At 70.5% G+C, this 13919-nt stretch carries 15 protein-coding genes; 14 read left to right on the top strand and 1 reads right to left on the bottom strand.

Translation table 11 applies throughout. The annotated features are described in order from the left end of the window. The first annotated feature begins 6 nt into the window (after positions 1-6). The 7 genes from ACOACQ_RS18465 (at position 7) to ACOACQ_RS18435 (ending at position 6320) form a co-directional block, all read left to right on the top strand. Positions 7-402, top strand: a complete 396-nt coding sequence (locus ACOACQ_RS18465) for a TadE/TadG family type IV pilus assembly protein (protein WP_056680593.1) — start codon at positions 7-9, stop codon at positions 400-402. Continuing rightward, on the top strand, positions 399-857 hold the full coding sequence (locus ACOACQ_RS18460; protein ID WP_378601841.1) for a TadE/TadG family type IV pilus assembly protein: 459 nt from the start codon (positions 399-401) through the stop codon (positions 855-857). Before ACOACQ_RS18465 ends, ACOACQ_RS18460 begins: the two co-directional genes overlap by 4 nt. Continuing rightward, positions 854-1306 (top strand): pilus assembly protein TadG-related protein, encoded by a 453-nt coding sequence (locus ACOACQ_RS18455; protein WP_378601838.1) that lies wholly within the window; start codon positions 854-856, stop codon positions 1304-1306. The genes ACOACQ_RS18460 and ACOACQ_RS18455 overlap by 4 nt, the downstream gene beginning before the upstream one ends. Next, complete coding sequence (locus ACOACQ_RS18450) at positions 1303-4563, top strand: LysM peptidoglycan-binding domain-containing protein (protein ID WP_378601835.1); 3261 nt, start codon at positions 1303-1305, stop codon at positions 4561-4563. The genes ACOACQ_RS18455 and ACOACQ_RS18450 overlap by 4 nt, the downstream gene beginning before the upstream one ends. Before the next feature lie 22 nt (positions 4564-4585). After that, the gene (locus tag ACOACQ_RS18445) at positions 4586-4861 is read left to right on the top strand and encodes a hypothetical protein (protein WP_298509395.1); all 276 of its coding nucleotides are present in this window, start codon (positions 4586-4588) and stop codon (positions 4859-4861) included. Between the two features lie 26 nt (positions 4862-4887). After that, complete coding sequence (locus tag ACOACQ_RS18440; RefSeq protein WP_378601831.1) at positions 4888-5421, top strand: hypothetical protein; 534 nt, start codon at positions 4888-4890, stop codon at positions 5419-5421. A gap of 401 nt (positions 5422-5822) precedes the next feature. Beyond that, the gene (locus ACOACQ_RS18435; RefSeq protein WP_378601828.1) at positions 5823-6320 is read left to right on the top strand and encodes a hypothetical protein; all 498 of its coding nucleotides are present in this window, start codon (positions 5823-5825) and stop codon (positions 6318-6320) included. Between the two features lie 282 nt (positions 6321-6602). Here ACOACQ_RS18435 and ACOACQ_RS18430 read toward each other — a convergent pair whose 3' ends face one another. Next, positions 6603-7442, bottom strand: coding sequence for a hypothetical protein (locus ACOACQ_RS18430; RefSeq protein WP_378601825.1), 840 nt, complete (start codon positions 7440-7442; stop codon positions 6603-6605). A 371-nt stretch (positions 7443-7813) separates the two neighbouring features. On the opposite strand from ACOACQ_RS18430, the gene ACOACQ_RS18425 reads away from it, so the two are divergent. The 7 genes from ACOACQ_RS18425 (at position 7814) to ACOACQ_RS18395 (ending at position 13878) form a co-directional block, all read left to right on the top strand. Next, positions 7814-8767, top strand: a complete 954-nt coding sequence (locus tag ACOACQ_RS18425; RefSeq protein WP_378601822.1) for a hypothetical protein — start codon at positions 7814-7816, stop codon at positions 8765-8767. 61 nt (positions 8768-8828) lie between these two features. Then, on the top strand, positions 8829-9050 hold the full coding sequence (locus ACOACQ_RS18420; protein ID WP_378601819.1) for a hypothetical protein: 222 nt from the start codon (positions 8829-8831) through the stop codon (positions 9048-9050). Beyond that, on the top strand, positions 9047-9955 hold the full coding sequence (locus tag ACOACQ_RS18415; RefSeq protein WP_378601816.1) for a hypothetical protein: 909 nt from the start codon (positions 9047-9049) through the stop codon (positions 9953-9955). The genes ACOACQ_RS18420 and ACOACQ_RS18415 overlap by 4 nt, the downstream gene beginning before the upstream one ends. Next, complete coding sequence (locus ACOACQ_RS18410) at positions 9952-10236, top strand: hypothetical protein (protein ID WP_420288984.1); 285 nt, start codon at positions 9952-9954, stop codon at positions 10234-10236. The genes ACOACQ_RS18415 and ACOACQ_RS18410 overlap by 4 nt, the downstream gene beginning before the upstream one ends. Further along, a complete protein-coding gene (locus ACOACQ_RS18405) occupies positions 10236-11132 on the top strand; it encodes a hypothetical protein (protein WP_378601813.1) in 897 nt (298 codons plus the stop codon). Before ACOACQ_RS18410 ends, ACOACQ_RS18405 begins: the two co-directional genes overlap by 1 nt. Then, the gene (locus ACOACQ_RS18400; protein WP_378601810.1) at positions 11132-11914 is read left to right on the top strand and encodes a hypothetical protein; all 783 of its coding nucleotides are present in this window, start codon (positions 11132-11134) and stop codon (positions 11912-11914) included. The genes ACOACQ_RS18405 and ACOACQ_RS18400 overlap by 1 nt, the downstream gene beginning before the upstream one ends. Then, a complete protein-coding gene (locus tag ACOACQ_RS18395; RefSeq protein ID WP_378601806.1) occupies positions 11911-13878 on the top strand; it encodes a type IV secretion system protein in 1968 nt (655 codons plus the stop codon). Before ACOACQ_RS18400 ends, ACOACQ_RS18395 begins: the two co-directional genes overlap by 4 nt. The last annotated feature ends 41 nt before the right edge of the window (positions 13879-13919 follow it).

Genomic DNA, 13919 nt, shown 5'->3' with positions numbered 1-13919 from the left:
GCCGCCATGTTCGCCAGCCTCCACCGCCGCAGCCGGGACGAGCGCGGGTCGGTGACCATCCAGATGGTCTTCCTGATGCCCGCGCTGTTCCTGCTGATGTTCCTCGGCCTCCAGGGCGCCCTTTACTACCACGCGAAGCAGGTAGCGCTCGCGGCCGCGCAGGAGGGCGCCCGTGAGGCAGGCAGCGAGACCGGCACCCGCGACGCCGGTGTGGCCACGGCGAACACGTTCCTCCACGACGCCGGAGGCTCCGACGTGATGACCTCCACCAGCGTCTCCGGATCACGGACCACGACCACCGCCACGATCACCGTTACGGGCAAGTCCATGAGCGTGATCCCCGGCTGGCACGTGACCGTCACCCAGAGCGCCAGCGTCCCGGTCGAGAGGCTCACCGAATGACCAGGCAGACCAGGCGGGCCAGCGCACGCCGCCGGCGCCGGGACGAGCGCGGGTCGGTGGCCATCGAGGCCGCGATCGGCGTCCCGGCCTTCGGCCTGTTCGTGGCGATGATCATCCTCGGCGGCCGCGTGGAGATCGCCAAGCAGTCCGTGGACGCAGCCGCCTACGAGGCGGCACGAGCGGCCTCCATCGAGCGAACTCAGAGCGAGGCCATCACCTCCGGCAAGTCCGCGGCCACCAGCAGCCTGTACGACCAGGGCCTGCAGTGCACGACCACCAACATCACGATCAACGCTGCGGCCTTCAACGCCCCGCTGGGAACCACAGCCCAGGTCACCGCCACCGTGACCTGCAAGGTAGACGTGGCGGACCTGAGCATCCCAGGCCTGCCCGGCACCCGGACGATCACCGCGACCGCCAGCAGCCCCGTCGACGCCTACCGGGAGCGCCGATGATGACCGCCCGCATCCGCAGTCTCACGATTCGGCGCTCGCGCGATGAGCGCGGCTCCATCAGCGTCTGGTTCGCCACCGCAGCACTGGCGATGATCATCCTCGTCGGGATGGCCGTCGACCTCGGCGGCAAGGTCCACACCCAGCAGCAAGCCCGCAGCGCTGCCGCCCAGGCCGCCCGCACCGGCGCCCAGGAGGTTCAGGGCTCGACCGCAGTCCGCGGCGAGGACCTCCACGTCGACCTCACCGCCGCCAAGACGGCCGCCTTGGACTATCTCCGCGCCGCCGGCGTGGAGGGAACCGTCCGCGTCGTCGACGGCGACACCCTGATCGTCACCACCACCGACACATACACCAGCAAGTTCCTCGGGATCATCGGCCTGGACACGATGCAGGTCACCGGGGAGGCGTCCGCGCGGCTCATCCGCGCCGAAGGAGGCATCGAGAGATGACCACGCCCACCCATCCCACCCTGGGCCAGCGGCTCACCGGCCTCGCAGCCTCGGTCGCCGTACTCGGCATCGTCCTCGGGCTGCCCGCACTATTCCTCGCGATCGGTGCCAGCCCAATCCCGGACCACGTCCCGACCCTGGACGGCATCAAGAACGCGCTCATGGCGCCCGACGACGGCACCCTCGTCCTCGGCCTGTTCAAGGTGATCGGCTGGGTCGCGTGGGCCTTCATGGCGCTGAGCCTGGTCGTGGAGGCCATCGCACGGCTCCGCAAGGTCCAGGCGCCCCAGCTGCCGGGCCTGGGCCGGCCGCAGGCCGCAGCACGCGGCCTCATCGGCCTCGCCGCTCTGATGTTCATCGCCGCGCCCATCGCCGCCCAGCCAGCCACGATCACCTCGGCCGCCGCGGCGCCGGTGACGGTGGGACACGTCAACGCCGGTGCCGCCGACCAGGCACCCGCCCAGCAGGACCTCAAGGTCGAGACGAAGCAGGAGCGCCAGCGCAAGACCGTCGACCACGCTGTGAAGCCGGGGGAGAGCCTGTGGTCGATCGCCGAGGACCACTTCGGCGACGGTGCCCGCTACAAGGAGCTCGTCGAACTCAACCGCGACCTCCTCGGCGCGCAGCCGAGCTTCCTCGAGCCCGGTTGGGTACTCAAGCTGCCCGCGCTCAACGGCGGGGCACCGGCGCACGACTACACGGTGCAGCCCACCGACACCCTCAGCGAGATCGCCCAAGAGCAGCTCGGCGACGCCGACCGCTGGCCCGAGATCTACCGGGCCTCCACCGGCATCACCCAGCCCGGCGGGGCCCAGCTGACCGACCCCGACGTCATCGACGTCGGCTGGAAGCTCAACATCCCCGACGCCGAGCAGGGGGGCAGTCACGACGACACCCAGCACCAGCAGTCGCGCGACGTCGAGCCCGAGACGCCCGCCGGCCCCGAGGACCAGCGGCCCGTCGACCCGCCGGCCGAGGAGGAGCCGCCGGTCGCCCATGTGCCCGAGGTGCCCGAGGTGCCCGAGACGGCCGTGCCCGACGCGCCGCCCCAAGCCGAGGAGCCGGCGGCGCCGGTCGCCGACGTCGACCAGGTCGACGACGCTGACGACTCGATCCTCGACGCGCCGTGGGTCCTCGCCGGTCTGACCGGCGGGGGCGTCCTGCTGTCCGGGGCACTGCTCATGGCCCTGCGGTCCCGCCGCCGCGCCGGCTACCGGAACCGGACGCCCGGCCGCGCGATCGCCGCGCCGCCTCCGGAGCTCGCGCCGGTCGAGATGACCCTGAACGCCACCGGTGCCGCGGCCGCAGCCACCGTGGAGTTCGCCGACGAGGCGCTGCGCCGCCTCGCGGCCGCCGTCGGCGCGCAGGGCACCACGATGCCGCCGCTCGCTGCCGTGGAGCTCGCGCACGGCAAGCTGACCCTGCACCTGAGCGCGCCGGCCGCCGTCCCGGCGCCCTGGGTGGGCAGCCCGGACCAGACCCACTGGCACGTCAGCACGGACACCGCCGTCGACGACCTCGGCCCCGACACAGGGAACGTCGAGCCGCCCTACCCGCTCCTGGCCACCATCGGCATGAGCGACACCGGCGAGACGTGGCTGCTCAACTGCGAGGAGCTGTCCACCCTCACCATCAGCGGCGACCAGACCTACGGCCGGGACTTCGCCCGCCACCTCGCCGCGCAGCTCGCCGTCAACCCGTGGTCGCGCCGCGTCCAGGTCGACTGCATCGGCGTGGCTGAGGAAGCCGTCGCCATGGACGAGCGGATCAGCTACTACCCGACCGGAGCAGCCGGGTCACCCGCGACCGCGGAAGCCCTCGCGGCCGCCGTCACCACGGTCGACCGGGCGAAGCGACACGACACCGACGCGTCCACAGCGCGCACCGGCAGCGTCGACGACGACACCTGGCCCGCCCGGATGCTGTTGCTCGACGCGGCTGCCGGAGACCCCGAGGACCTCGAGCAGCTGCTGCAGCTGGTCACTAACCACGTCGGGCAGTCCGCCACCTCCATCGTCGTCGCCGGCGAGCGACCCAACACACCGGGCGCCGTCCTGCACATGACGAACACCGGCCGCGTCGTCCTCGAGCACGCCGGCCTCAACCTCATCGCCGTCGGCCTCACCAGCGACGAAGCCCGCGGCTGCGCCCTGGTCTACGCACAGAGCGAGGTCGCCGAGGAGGTACCTGTCCCGGTCGACGAGACCGCCACCGACGGCTGGGAGGCCTACACCGACCAGTCCGGGGCACTGCGCCGCGAGTACACCCTGCCGCGCAACACCCCCGCGGACACCGTCGACGAGCCGCTGTCCTCCCTCCTGGAGGGCGACGACGAGGACTACATCCGGCACAGCGCGATCGTGCAGGAGGACCTCGAGACGCTGGCGCCGAAGGTGCCAGAGCACGTCCGAGCCGAGGTCGAACAGTGCGACCCCACTCTCGACCAAGACATCGCCGACTGGTTCTCGACCAACTGCGACCGTCCAAGGCTCATCCTGCTCGGCCCGGTCACCGCGCGCACCCACGGCAAGGCGCTGGCCAAGCGCAAGCCCTACTTCACCGAGCTGCTCGCGTACCTGGCCATGCACGGCAAGCACGGAGCCACCCGCGAGGAGATTGGCGAGGCATTCGGGATCACCCCCGGCAAGGTGCGCGACTACACCAACACCGTCCGCGAGTGGCTGGGCACCAACCCCACCACTGGAGAGCCCCACCTGCCCCACGCCGACAAGGCCCCTGCCACCAAGCTCCGCGGCGTCAACGTCTACCAGGTCGACGACGGTCTCCTGGTCGATCTCCACCTCTTCCTCCGGCTGCGCAAGCGCGGGCAGGCCCGGGGCGGAGCGGAAGGCGTCGCCGACCTCTGCACCGCGCTCGAGCTGGTCGGCGAGTCGAAGCCCTTCAGCCAACTGCGTGAAGAGGGATGGTCTTGGCTCGTCAACGAGCCCGACCGCGTTGACCTCATGGCGTCCGGCTGGATCGCCGACGTCGCCCTCATCGTCGTCACCGAGGCTCTCGCCGTCGGCGACCTGGTCAAGGCCCGCTCCGCCGCCTACGTCGCCAACCGGGCAGACCCTGACGGCGAGAGCACCCGCCTGTGCCTGGCGCACGTCATGAAGGCCGAGGGCGACCAGCTCGAGGCCGACCGGATCATCCGCGAGGAGATCTGCAACCGGTCCGACGACGGCGACGCCCCGCTGGAATTGTCGGAGCGCACGAAGACCATCATCAGTAACCACGGCTGGCTCGCGAGCTGACTCGGGAAGGGAGCACCAGCACATGACCACGCTCGACCAGGAGCTCACCGGCCGCTACGTCGCGGCCGGCGGCGACCGCCCCGACCTCGACGCCCGCCGCGTCGCGCGGGCCGTGTTCGTTCGCGACACCATCGGCACGCTCTACAACGCCGACAAGAGGTTCGGGATCGAACCCGCCGACAACGGCTCGCTGGCCGAGCTCGTCGACGCCGCCGAAGAACACCTCGAGCACATTGCCACCGACGTCAGCCAGCGATCAGTCATGGCGCCGCCCAACACAGGAGGAGACACCGCATGAGGAAGCACCACTCCGCACTCGGGGGAGTGGCCCTCGCCCTTGCCCTGACCCTCATGGGCTGCTCGGACGACGGCACCGACCCCGAGGCCGAGGACACCCCAACCACCACCCCGACCGAAACGCCGACCAGCGCTTCGCCGACCCCGATGACTCCTGAGGAGAAGGCTGCCGCGCAACTGACCACCTACCTCGAGGTTCGTGACGACGCGCTCCGTGCCGCGACCATCGACTTCAAGCGCCTCAACAAGGTCGCAACTGGACAAGAGTTCCTGAACCTTCAGCAGAACGTCTCTGGAATCGAGCGCTCCGGCAGCAAGGTCACGGGGGAGTACGTTCACTTGCTCGATGAGCCGCGCGACCGCGGCTCTCAAGTGCTTATCACCGACTGCGAGGACCGCAGCGGAGTCGAGCGCACGAAGGACGGCAAGCCGGTTCCCGAACCTAAGGACCCCGAGGGCAACCCCCTGCGAAACCCGGTGCCGATCGAGTACGAGTTGATCAAGCAGAAGGGCCGCTGGCTCGTCAACAGCTCAAACGTGCTTTGGGACAAGTCGTGCTAGCCCGGGCGCTCGCCGCGATCGTGGCCGCCGCATGGCTGGTCACGATTGGGGGCTCGTCGCCGGCCGCCGCTGATGGCGACCAAAACTGCCACTATGAGACCAATCCGGACACCGGCGAGGTAGTGCTCGTCTGCGAGGACCCCGGCGATGATGGCGACGAGGACAACGATCCTGGTGATGGAGGCTCGTCAACGTGCTCGTACCAAGGCAACGAGATTCCCTGCACGGGCCCAGAAGGATCGACTTGGAGCAGCGCTCACGGGTGCTACGTCGGAGAGGCGTTCCCCGCAGACGAGACCGAGCCGCCGCCCGGGCAGACCGAGGAGGACGGCGCCTGGCACGTCTGCTACTTCCCCCCGCCCGGGTCCTCGTGGGAACTGATGTGGATCGAGAACGGCACAGTGACCATCGATCCAGAGGTGCTGGCTCAACGGGCCATTGCATCGATGGACCTGGACCCGATCACGATCGGCATCGTCCCCGAGTCGGGCGCCAACCGGGTTGGTCTCGTTGGTCTGCCGGTGTGGATGTGGGTCGACAGCCCGACCGATGACACGTTCGGACCGATCACCGCGTCCGCCAGCGAAGGGCCGGTCTCGGTCAGCGCCACCGCCAGCGTCTCCAGCATCGTGTGGAACATGGGCGACGGAACCAAGGTGACGTGCACCGGCAAGGGAACGCCGTACGCCGATCACTACGGCAAGCAGGACTCCCCGACCTGCGGGCACCGCTACGCGAAGATGTCGACCAACCAGCCCGAGGGTGCGTACCAGGTCACCGCGGCCAGTCGCTGGGTGGTCGAGTGGACCGGTGGCGGGCAGTCCGGAACCATCGAGTTCGACCTGGCCACCGAGCCGCTCCCGATCCGCATCGGGGAGGCCCAGGTGCTGACCCAGTGACCCTGTACTACTAGCCGACCGATCACCGACACAGGTCCCCGTCCTCACAGCAGGACCGGGGACCTGTGTCGTTCGCTGCCCGAGCGCGGCCCGGAGGCACCGGGCCCCGCCCGAACTGAGATGCTCGTGCTGCCGCTGGTGGACGTGAAAGAGCCCCAGGCGTCTCGGGTCTCCTGGGGCTCGCGAGAAGCAGAGCATGGGGTGGCTCGCCTGCGCAGATGAATAAGACAACGCGCGAACCTAGACCTTAGGGCTCACGGGTTGGCGTGACAGCAGGCCCAGTCACGTGACCTGGGTGCCGCCTTCCTGGCGGTCAACGAGGCGGGGACCCGGGCCAGCGCCGCGCCGACCTGGCTGTCCCGGCGACAGGAAGCCGCGCCGTCGTGCGGTGCCGATCCAGTCCCGCACGGTCGGCTCGGGGCGCCCGAACTTCGTGGCGAGCCGACCCGTTAGCCCAGGCCCGTTGGCGGCTTCCTGGAGGTACGTGCGCGCTACGTCCTCGAGGAGGGTGTCCGGTAGGCCTGGTCGGCCGCGGCGCTTGCCTGCCGCGGAGCTCGTAGCAGTCTCCAATGTGCTGAGTTCCTCGGGCAGGAGGTCCTCTACCGCGATGTCTCGCCGGCCGTCGAGGCCGAGCTGGGTGACGCCCTCACTACGCCAGTCGTCTTGGGCGAGAGTCGCCTGCGCGCGAGCGACGATCTTGCCGAGAGGGATGCGGCGAAGGAGATCGCTCGTGATGAGCTGGCCCAGCTCAGTGCCGGGATCGTGGTCGGTTGCAGCGCGGTCCTCGTCGCCACCATCCTCGTATCGCCAGGTCAGTTTGAAGAGCTCGAGTTCCGCAACCTCCAGGCCGCGGCCGCGGTTGACCAGGATCCCGTAGACCCGGACCGGGAGGTCTCGCGACGTGTAGACGAAGTCCGCCACGTAGCCGGCGCCTCGCGCGCGGCTCTTCATGTAGAGCTCGAGGCGATCCGGCGGCGGCGGGTCGCCGGGATAGTCAAAGCCGGGATCGAAAAGAGACTGCTTGAACAGGTCGTACATCTGGCGCGTCCGCGTGAAGTCGTACGACAGGTCGCGGACCTCGAGGTGGTCGTCGGGCATGTGATCGGTGGCGTTCTCGGTCATGGTCTCGACGGTAGGCCAGCAGGGTCGCGAACCGTACGGAAAAACCGTCCGACTTGCGCCGCTCGATTAGTCGTACGCCTGCGGCTGTCGCGGCGGGCGCGGATTATGAGGCGGGGCGCTGACGTAGCGCGCACCCTCAGGCGACCCCTCGCGCGCACGACGTCCAGAAGCCAGAGAATAGAAACAATAGGCTCCGCGCCACCCTGGCCAAGAAGTTTCTGCAACTTTCGGGGGGACGCCCTCTGACCTGCGGAAACGCGCGTCCCCCCTCTGCGTCCCCCTCCGAATCGGGGGTTTGGGGGGACGGATGCGGGGACGCCCGCTCGCGACCTTTCTGCCGTGCACAGCCACGGACGAAAGGAGCGAGTGCGATGAGTGTGGGCGACCAGCTCGGCCTCGACGACAACAGCGAACTGCTCGACAAGGCCCGCCAGAAGTGGCCGACTTGGGTGGCCGTTGATCCACGGCTTGGAGTCGTCGAGGAGTTCGACGACCTCCGGGCCTGGCTGCCCTCGGTCGACAGCGCAGCCTCTGACGAGGTCCTCCTGGCGCTGGCCATGCTGGCGGCTCCCGATGGCGGTGACGACATCGCTGCCGCGGCCGCGCTCGCCAAGTGCCTGCTGCCCGGCGCGTGCCGGCTCGCCGGCTGGCTCAGCACCCTCCCTCCCCGCGAGGTCTTCCGCGACAGCCAGCCCGTCGCGGCCGGCTCCTGGTCGGCCGTCGAGCGGATCGACGAGCTGGTGGCCTCCCAGCTGTGGATCGAAGTCCGGACCTTCAAGTGGCGCCGGCTGCGCAAGGTCGCCGCGAACATCCTGATCAGCACCCGCGTCGGCGTCCTCCGCGAGGTCGGGGACTTCTTCCACGTCTCCCGCGCCGACCGCACGTGGGCGAACACCACCCTCGTGGAGTCCTTCTCCTCCGGCGACCTGGCCGACGGCGACGCAGGAGCGTGGAGCGCCACCGCGATGCCGATCGAACGGGTTGCCGGCGCCCCATTCCCCTGGCCCGAGATGCTCGCAGGCGCCGGTCCGGGGCAGGAGGAGCCGTCGGCCACCGAGGAGCTGCTGGAGCTGCTGGCATGGGCCTGCGAGAACCAGGTAATCAGCGCGGCCGACCGCTACCTGCTGCTCTGCCTGGTCGACGAGGCCGACCGCGTCGAGACCCGCAACCTCGCCCGCGGCTACGGCGGCCTGCTCAGCAACGAGGTGTCCAGCCGTGTCGCACCGCGGGTCGGGGTGTCCGAGGCAACCGTCCGTCGCCACGGCTCGCGCAGCATGCGCGCCCTCGCCGCGGCCGCCACGAGGAAGTTCGGCCATGACGAATGAGCGCGACCGTGATCGCTCCCACCGCCCGACGACACATAGGCGACTGGAGGTGGTGAAGCCCATGACATACACCCAGGACGACGGCGAGAGCCGGACGCCGGAGAAGATCGCCGACCTGTTCGCGATCGCCGGCCGCGAGGTCGAGGCGATCGAGCAGCTCACCGGCTGCGTCGCCCAACTGCACGAAGTCCAGGCCGCCAAGGCAGAGCTGGCAAGCCTGACCCCGGCTGAGGTCCGTGCCGCGCTCGAGTTCCGCCGCGGCGGTATCGGGGAGGCCAAGTGAGCACCCAGACCTCGAGCCGCCCGGTCGGCGTCGACGAGCTCAAGCGAGCCTGGGACGCCGTGAACGCCGGCGAGTTCCGCGTCGGCGCCGGCGCCGGCAAGGGACCCCGCGGCCGCGGCACCGCAGCCGCGGACGACTGGTCGCCAGCCGCGGGGGAGCACACCATCGCGGTGATCGGATGCGCCGGGTCGGTGGGAGCCAGCACCATCGCCCTGGCAGCCGGCCTGGCCGCCGCCGCCCCGGTCCGGGTGATCGAGTGCTGCTCGGTCACCGCCTCTGGTCTCGCCGCGGCAAGCACCGCCGAGCTCGGCCTTCACCCGACCGACTGGCGTCAGGGCAAGCGCGACCACGTCCTGCTCGAGCGGGCCAGCGAGGTCCTCGCCGGCGTCGACGAGATCCCGCTGCCGATCGACGCAGAGCACGAGACCCAGCTGACGATCCTCGACGTCGGCTGGGAAGCCGGTCAGCTGCTGGCCACCGACTGCTGGCTCGCCGAGGCCGTCCGCACCGCCGACCAGGTCGTCCTGGTCACGACAGCCACCGTCCCCGGGATGCGCCGCGCCTCGGTCGCGCTCGAGCTGCTGGCCAACCACTGCCAGCCCGAGCAGATCGCCCTCGCCGTGCGTGGGCCGCGCCGCAAGAAGTGGACCCGGGGCCTCGAGCACGCCGGCGGCCCCGCCTTACGTCGCGCCCTGGTCGCGGACCGGTGCGTGGAGATCCCCGAGGACCGCGAGCTCGCGGTCAACGGCCTGGACTCCCGGCCCGTCCCGGCCCCCCTCATCTCGGCAGCACGTCAGCTGCTCGAGCCCGCCCATCTGCCCACCTGCCCAACGGCGCCAGCGAAAGCGACTGACCCGAACCGGCGTCAGCAACCCGGAAAGGAAGTCCCTCTGTGGACGTCATGACCACTCTCCTCCCGATGGCCGCCCAGGTCTGCCCGAAGGCGCCGCCGGGGGCCGTCGGACCCACCAACGAGATCACCAGCTACGTCCTGTGGGGCGTCATCGTCCTGTTCGGTCTCGGCATCGTGATCGCCATCGGCGCGATCATCGCCGGCCGCGTGTTCTCCCTGCCGCACGCCTCCAAGGTCGGCGTGATCTCGGTGGTGGTCGTGTTCGCCTGCGCGATCGCCTACCTGGTCCTGCCCGGCATGCTCAACGGGATCCTCGGCAAGGGCTGCATCTGATGCGGCGCGCAGCCACGAAGAAGGCCGCCCAGGAATCAGGGGGCGCCACGGAGTGGGGCCGACGCCGCCTGCTCGGAATCCTGGCCGCAGTCGTCGTCGTGGCTGCACTCCTGCTCAGCGGCCTCGGCTACGCGGTCTACCTGGCCTTCGCCGGTATCGGCGAGGACTCCAACGCGATTGCCGGCGTGGCCACCGGCGAGACCGACCACTCGACGGTGGCCCAGGGTGCCGCGCACCGCGACGAGATCGCCGCCGAGCGGATGCTGGCCGTGCAGGAGAGCGCTGCCTTCCCGCCAGTAGCACCAGGGACCATCAACTCGGAGGCGCCCGTCATCAAGATCCCTGCAGGCACTGGCGTAATCGGACCCGCGTACGTGATGACCGGGTTCCCGCACACCCCCGAGGGCGCGATCGGGCAGCTCGCCCAGATCGACCTCGCGGTGCTGCAGTCGATGAGCCTGACCACGGCCGCAGAGGTCTACAACGCCTGGGCATTGCCCGGCGGGGTGCGCGCCGAGGAGTGGTGGATTACCGCCAGCGTCCGGGCGTTCCTCTCCAGCGCCGGGATGGGTGAGGTCAAGGACCCCAGTTCCTCGGTCTCCCTCCAGCCGGCCGCCGCGCTCGTGAAGGGAACCGACGGACCCGGCTGGGCAGTCGTGTGCGTGCTGATGAAGGTGACCGCCTCCTACAAGCAGGAGGGCCAGATCGCCTTCGCCCACTGCGAGCGCATGCAGTGGGTCGGTGGCCGTTGGATGGTCGCCCCCGGCGCCCCGCCCGCACCCGCCCCCGCGACCTGGCCCGACACGCAGCTTGCCCACGAGGCCGGCTGGCGCACCTGGTCGACCGACGACACCACTGACCCTGACCACCCCGGCGACAGCGAAGGGGACCGCTGATGAAGAACCTGACGACCGGCCCAGCCTTGAGTGGCGACCCGCGGGCCACCCTGGTGCGCATCGGCATCCTGGTGGCGATCGCCGCCATGGTGGCCACCGTCGTCTGGATCGGTGCCCGCACCCGAGCCGACGACTCCCGCGGCCCCGACCCCGCGGGCGGGGACAACTTGACCCAAACGGTCCAAACCGCGCCGGTCGAGCAGGTCGCACCAGACACCGCCCCGGCCGACGGCGTCGTGATCCCGACCGGCGACGACCAGGTCGACGGCTACCCGACCGGATTCCCGGCCACCGACCTGGGCGCCGTGGCGCTGCAGGTCGAGCTGGCCAAGGCTCAGCTCGGGTTCGACTACGACCAGGCCGTCACCGTCGCCCGCCTCTACGCCAACCCCGAGGACAAGGCCGTCTTCGAGGAGCGCTCCCGTGCCGCGGTCGCGCTGCGCCGCCAGCAGGCCGGCGTCGCGAAGGAGGGCGACGTGCCCGCCCCCGCGTCGTACGCCGTCACCCCGGTCGCCTACACCCTCGAGGAGCTCGACACCGGCTACTACGCGGTGAACCTGCTCAGCTATGTCACCCTCACCACCGCCGACGGTCAGGTCAAGGACAGTCTCTACGCCGGAACTCAGCTGATGCGGTGGTTCGAGGGTGACTGGCGACTGGTTCAGGGCAGCGAGGAGGACATCGAGCACCTGGTCTCCGAGGGCCAGCCGCAGGCGGTGGCGCCCGGCACCCCCGAGTTCGACAAGGCCGGCTGGATCCGGATCAACGGAGCTCCCCAGTGAGCACCGTCATCAACACCGTCGTCACCGCTGCGCGCCGGACGAGCCGACTCGGCACCGCCGCCCTGGCGCTCCTGGTATTCACCACGCTCCTCGGAGCTGCCACGACCCTCCAGCCTCCCGCCGCAGAGGCCAGCGAGCCGGCCGTCCGCGTGGCGCACCTCGCCCCGGTCGCCAGCGCCGGCACCGGCACGCTACCGACCCGCAACGTCAAGATGGGCTGCCCGGGGCCCGACGCCCTGTGCGATCTCGGCGGTGACGCGCTCGACTGCGCCAAGGACCCGATCGACTGTGGGAAAGACGTCGCTGGCGATGTGAGCGACGGTGCTAGCGACCTGCTCTCCGACGGCTGCGGGATCCTTGACGCGATCTGCGGCAACATCGGCGGGCTGCCCGGGCTTCCGGGGGTCCCTGGGCTGCCCGGGATCCCCGGTCTGCCGAACGTCGGTGACCTCTTCGGTGGCGGCATCCCTGGTCTGGGCGACATCCCCAACCCGTTCGAGGCGATCGGCGACGTCATCGCCAAGGCCGCGGCGGACGCCTGGACCGCGGCCATGCTCGCGATCTGGAACTCCGGCCTGTTCGTGCTGCGCATCGTGCTCACGTTCAGTGAGCTGTTCTTGACTCCGGACCTGAGTGCTGACGGCCCGGGCAAGGACGTCTACGCCTTCACCCTGTGGCTGGCGCTGGCCCTGGTGGTCATCTTGGCGATGGTCCAGCTCGGCGCCGCGGCCTTCAAGCGCGAGGGTAAGAGCCTCGCCCGGGCCTTCATCGGGTCCGGTCAGTTCGTCTTGGTGTGCGCCTGCTGGTTCGGGTATTGCGTCATGATCATCGCGGCCTGCGGGGCGCTGACCAAGGCGCTGATGAAGTCGCTGCTCAAGGTGCAGACTTGGCCCGACTGGGACCCGCTCGGCGGCCTCGGTATCGACGACATCACCGACGCCGGCGTGGCCACCGCGCTGGCTTTCCTCGGGATCTTCTTGTGGCTGGCCGCCATCGGGCACGTCCTGGTCTACCTGGCACGCGCGGCGTCCCTGCTGGTGATCACCGCCACGGGGCCGCTCGCGGCCGCCGGCCTGGTCTCGGACTTCACTCGTTCCTGGTTTTGGAAGTCGCTGCGCTGGTTCCACGCCGCGGCGTTCACCCCGGTGCTGATGGTGATGGTGCTGGGCATCGGTGTGCAGTTCGCCAACGGAGTCGCCGCCCACCTGGCCGAGGACACCGCCAAGGCGTTCGGCACCGCGCTGCCGGCCGTGATGACGATCCTGATCAGCGTCGTCGCCCCGCTGTCCCTGTTCAAGCTCCTGGCCTTCGTCGACCCCGGCACCCCCAGCGGCGCGTCGTTCCGCCAGGGCATGGCCATCCAGGGCGGCTTCCAGGGTCTGCTCGGCGGCGGCGGTGGCGCCGGCGGTGGCTCGTCGGCTGCGTCGAGCACCGACGCCAACGGTCGCTCCTCGGGCGAGCAGAGCGCCGAGGCATCGACTGGCGACCGGTTCAGCAAGTCGACCCAGGGCGCCCTGGGCAGCTTCGGCCCGGTCGGCCAGGCGCTGTCGACCGGCATGGGCTGGATCAACTCCGCCGGCGCGAAGGCGACCTCGCTGATGTCGGACGAGACCAACCAGGCCGGTGTCGGCCAGAGCACCTACGGCCCCGACTTCAGCGGCCTGGGTGGACGGCAGTCCGGTGGCCAGTCGGGCGGCCAGGGCGGGACCCACCCCGGGTCGCAGAACAGCGGGGACGACGACTTGTCGATGCCGACCCCGCCCTCGCCTCCTGTGCCGCCCACCCCGCCGACGCTGCCCACTGGCGGCGGACCCGGTGGTGGCTCGGGTGGCGGTTCTGGCGGCCAGGGCGGCGGGGGAGCGGGCGCCGCTCCCAAGACCCCGGCCGCTGGAGGCGGGGGAGCAGCAGGAGGTGCTGGCGGCGCCGGCGCGGCGGCTGGCGGCATCCCACCGGTGGCGGTGTAACCGATGCGCCGACCGCCCCACCTCGAGCACCGATCAGCACG

Source organism: Nocardioides sp. CPCC 206347 (assembly GCF_048654605.1).
In the GTDB taxonomy this organism is placed as follows: domain Bacteria; phylum Actinomycetota; class Actinomycetes; order Propionibacteriales; family Nocardioidaceae; genus Nocardioides.
Note: the sequence above shows the minus strand (reverse complement) of the source record. Positions and strands in the feature narration are given on the sequence as shown.

Coding starts and splice junctions, on each gene's coding strand:
- ACOACQ_RS18465 (WP_056680593.1), top strand. CDS start 7: ATGTTCGCCAGCCTCCACCGCCGCAGCCGGGACGAGCGCGGGTCGGTG.
- ACOACQ_RS18460 (WP_378601841.1), top strand. CDS start 399: ATGACCAGGCAGACCAGGCGGGCCAGCGCACGCCGCCGGCGCCGGGAC.
- ACOACQ_RS18455 (WP_378601838.1), top strand. CDS start 854: ATGATGACCGCCCGCATCCGCAGTCTCACGATTCGGCGCTCGCGCGAT.
- ACOACQ_RS18450 (WP_378601835.1), top strand. CDS start 1,303: ATGACCACGCCCACCCATCCCACCCTGGGCCAGCGGCTCACCGGCCTC.
- ACOACQ_RS18445 (WP_298509395.1), top strand. CDS start 4,586: ATGACCACGCTCGACCAGGAGCTCACCGGCCGCTACGTCGCGGCCGGC.
- ACOACQ_RS18430 (WP_378601825.1), bottom strand. CDS start 7,442: ATGACCGAGAACGCCACCGATCACATGCCCGACGACCACCTCGAGGTC.
- ACOACQ_RS18425 (WP_378601822.1), top strand. CDS start 7,814: ATGAGTGTGGGCGACCAGCTCGGCCTCGACGACAACAGCGAACTGCTC.
- ACOACQ_RS18420 (WP_378601819.1), top strand. CDS start 8,829: ATGACATACACCCAGGACGACGGCGAGAGCCGGACGCCGGAGAAGATC.
- ACOACQ_RS18410 (WP_420288984.1), top strand. CDS start 9,952: ATGACCACTCTCCTCCCGATGGCCGCCCAGGTCTGCCCGAAGGCGCCG.
- ACOACQ_RS18405 (WP_378601813.1), top strand. CDS start 10,236: ATGCGGCGCGCAGCCACGAAGAAGGCCGCCCAGGAATCAGGGGGCGCC.
- ACOACQ_RS18400 (WP_378601810.1), top strand. CDS start 11,132: ATGAAGAACCTGACGACCGGCCCAGCCTTGAGTGGCGACCCGCGGGCC.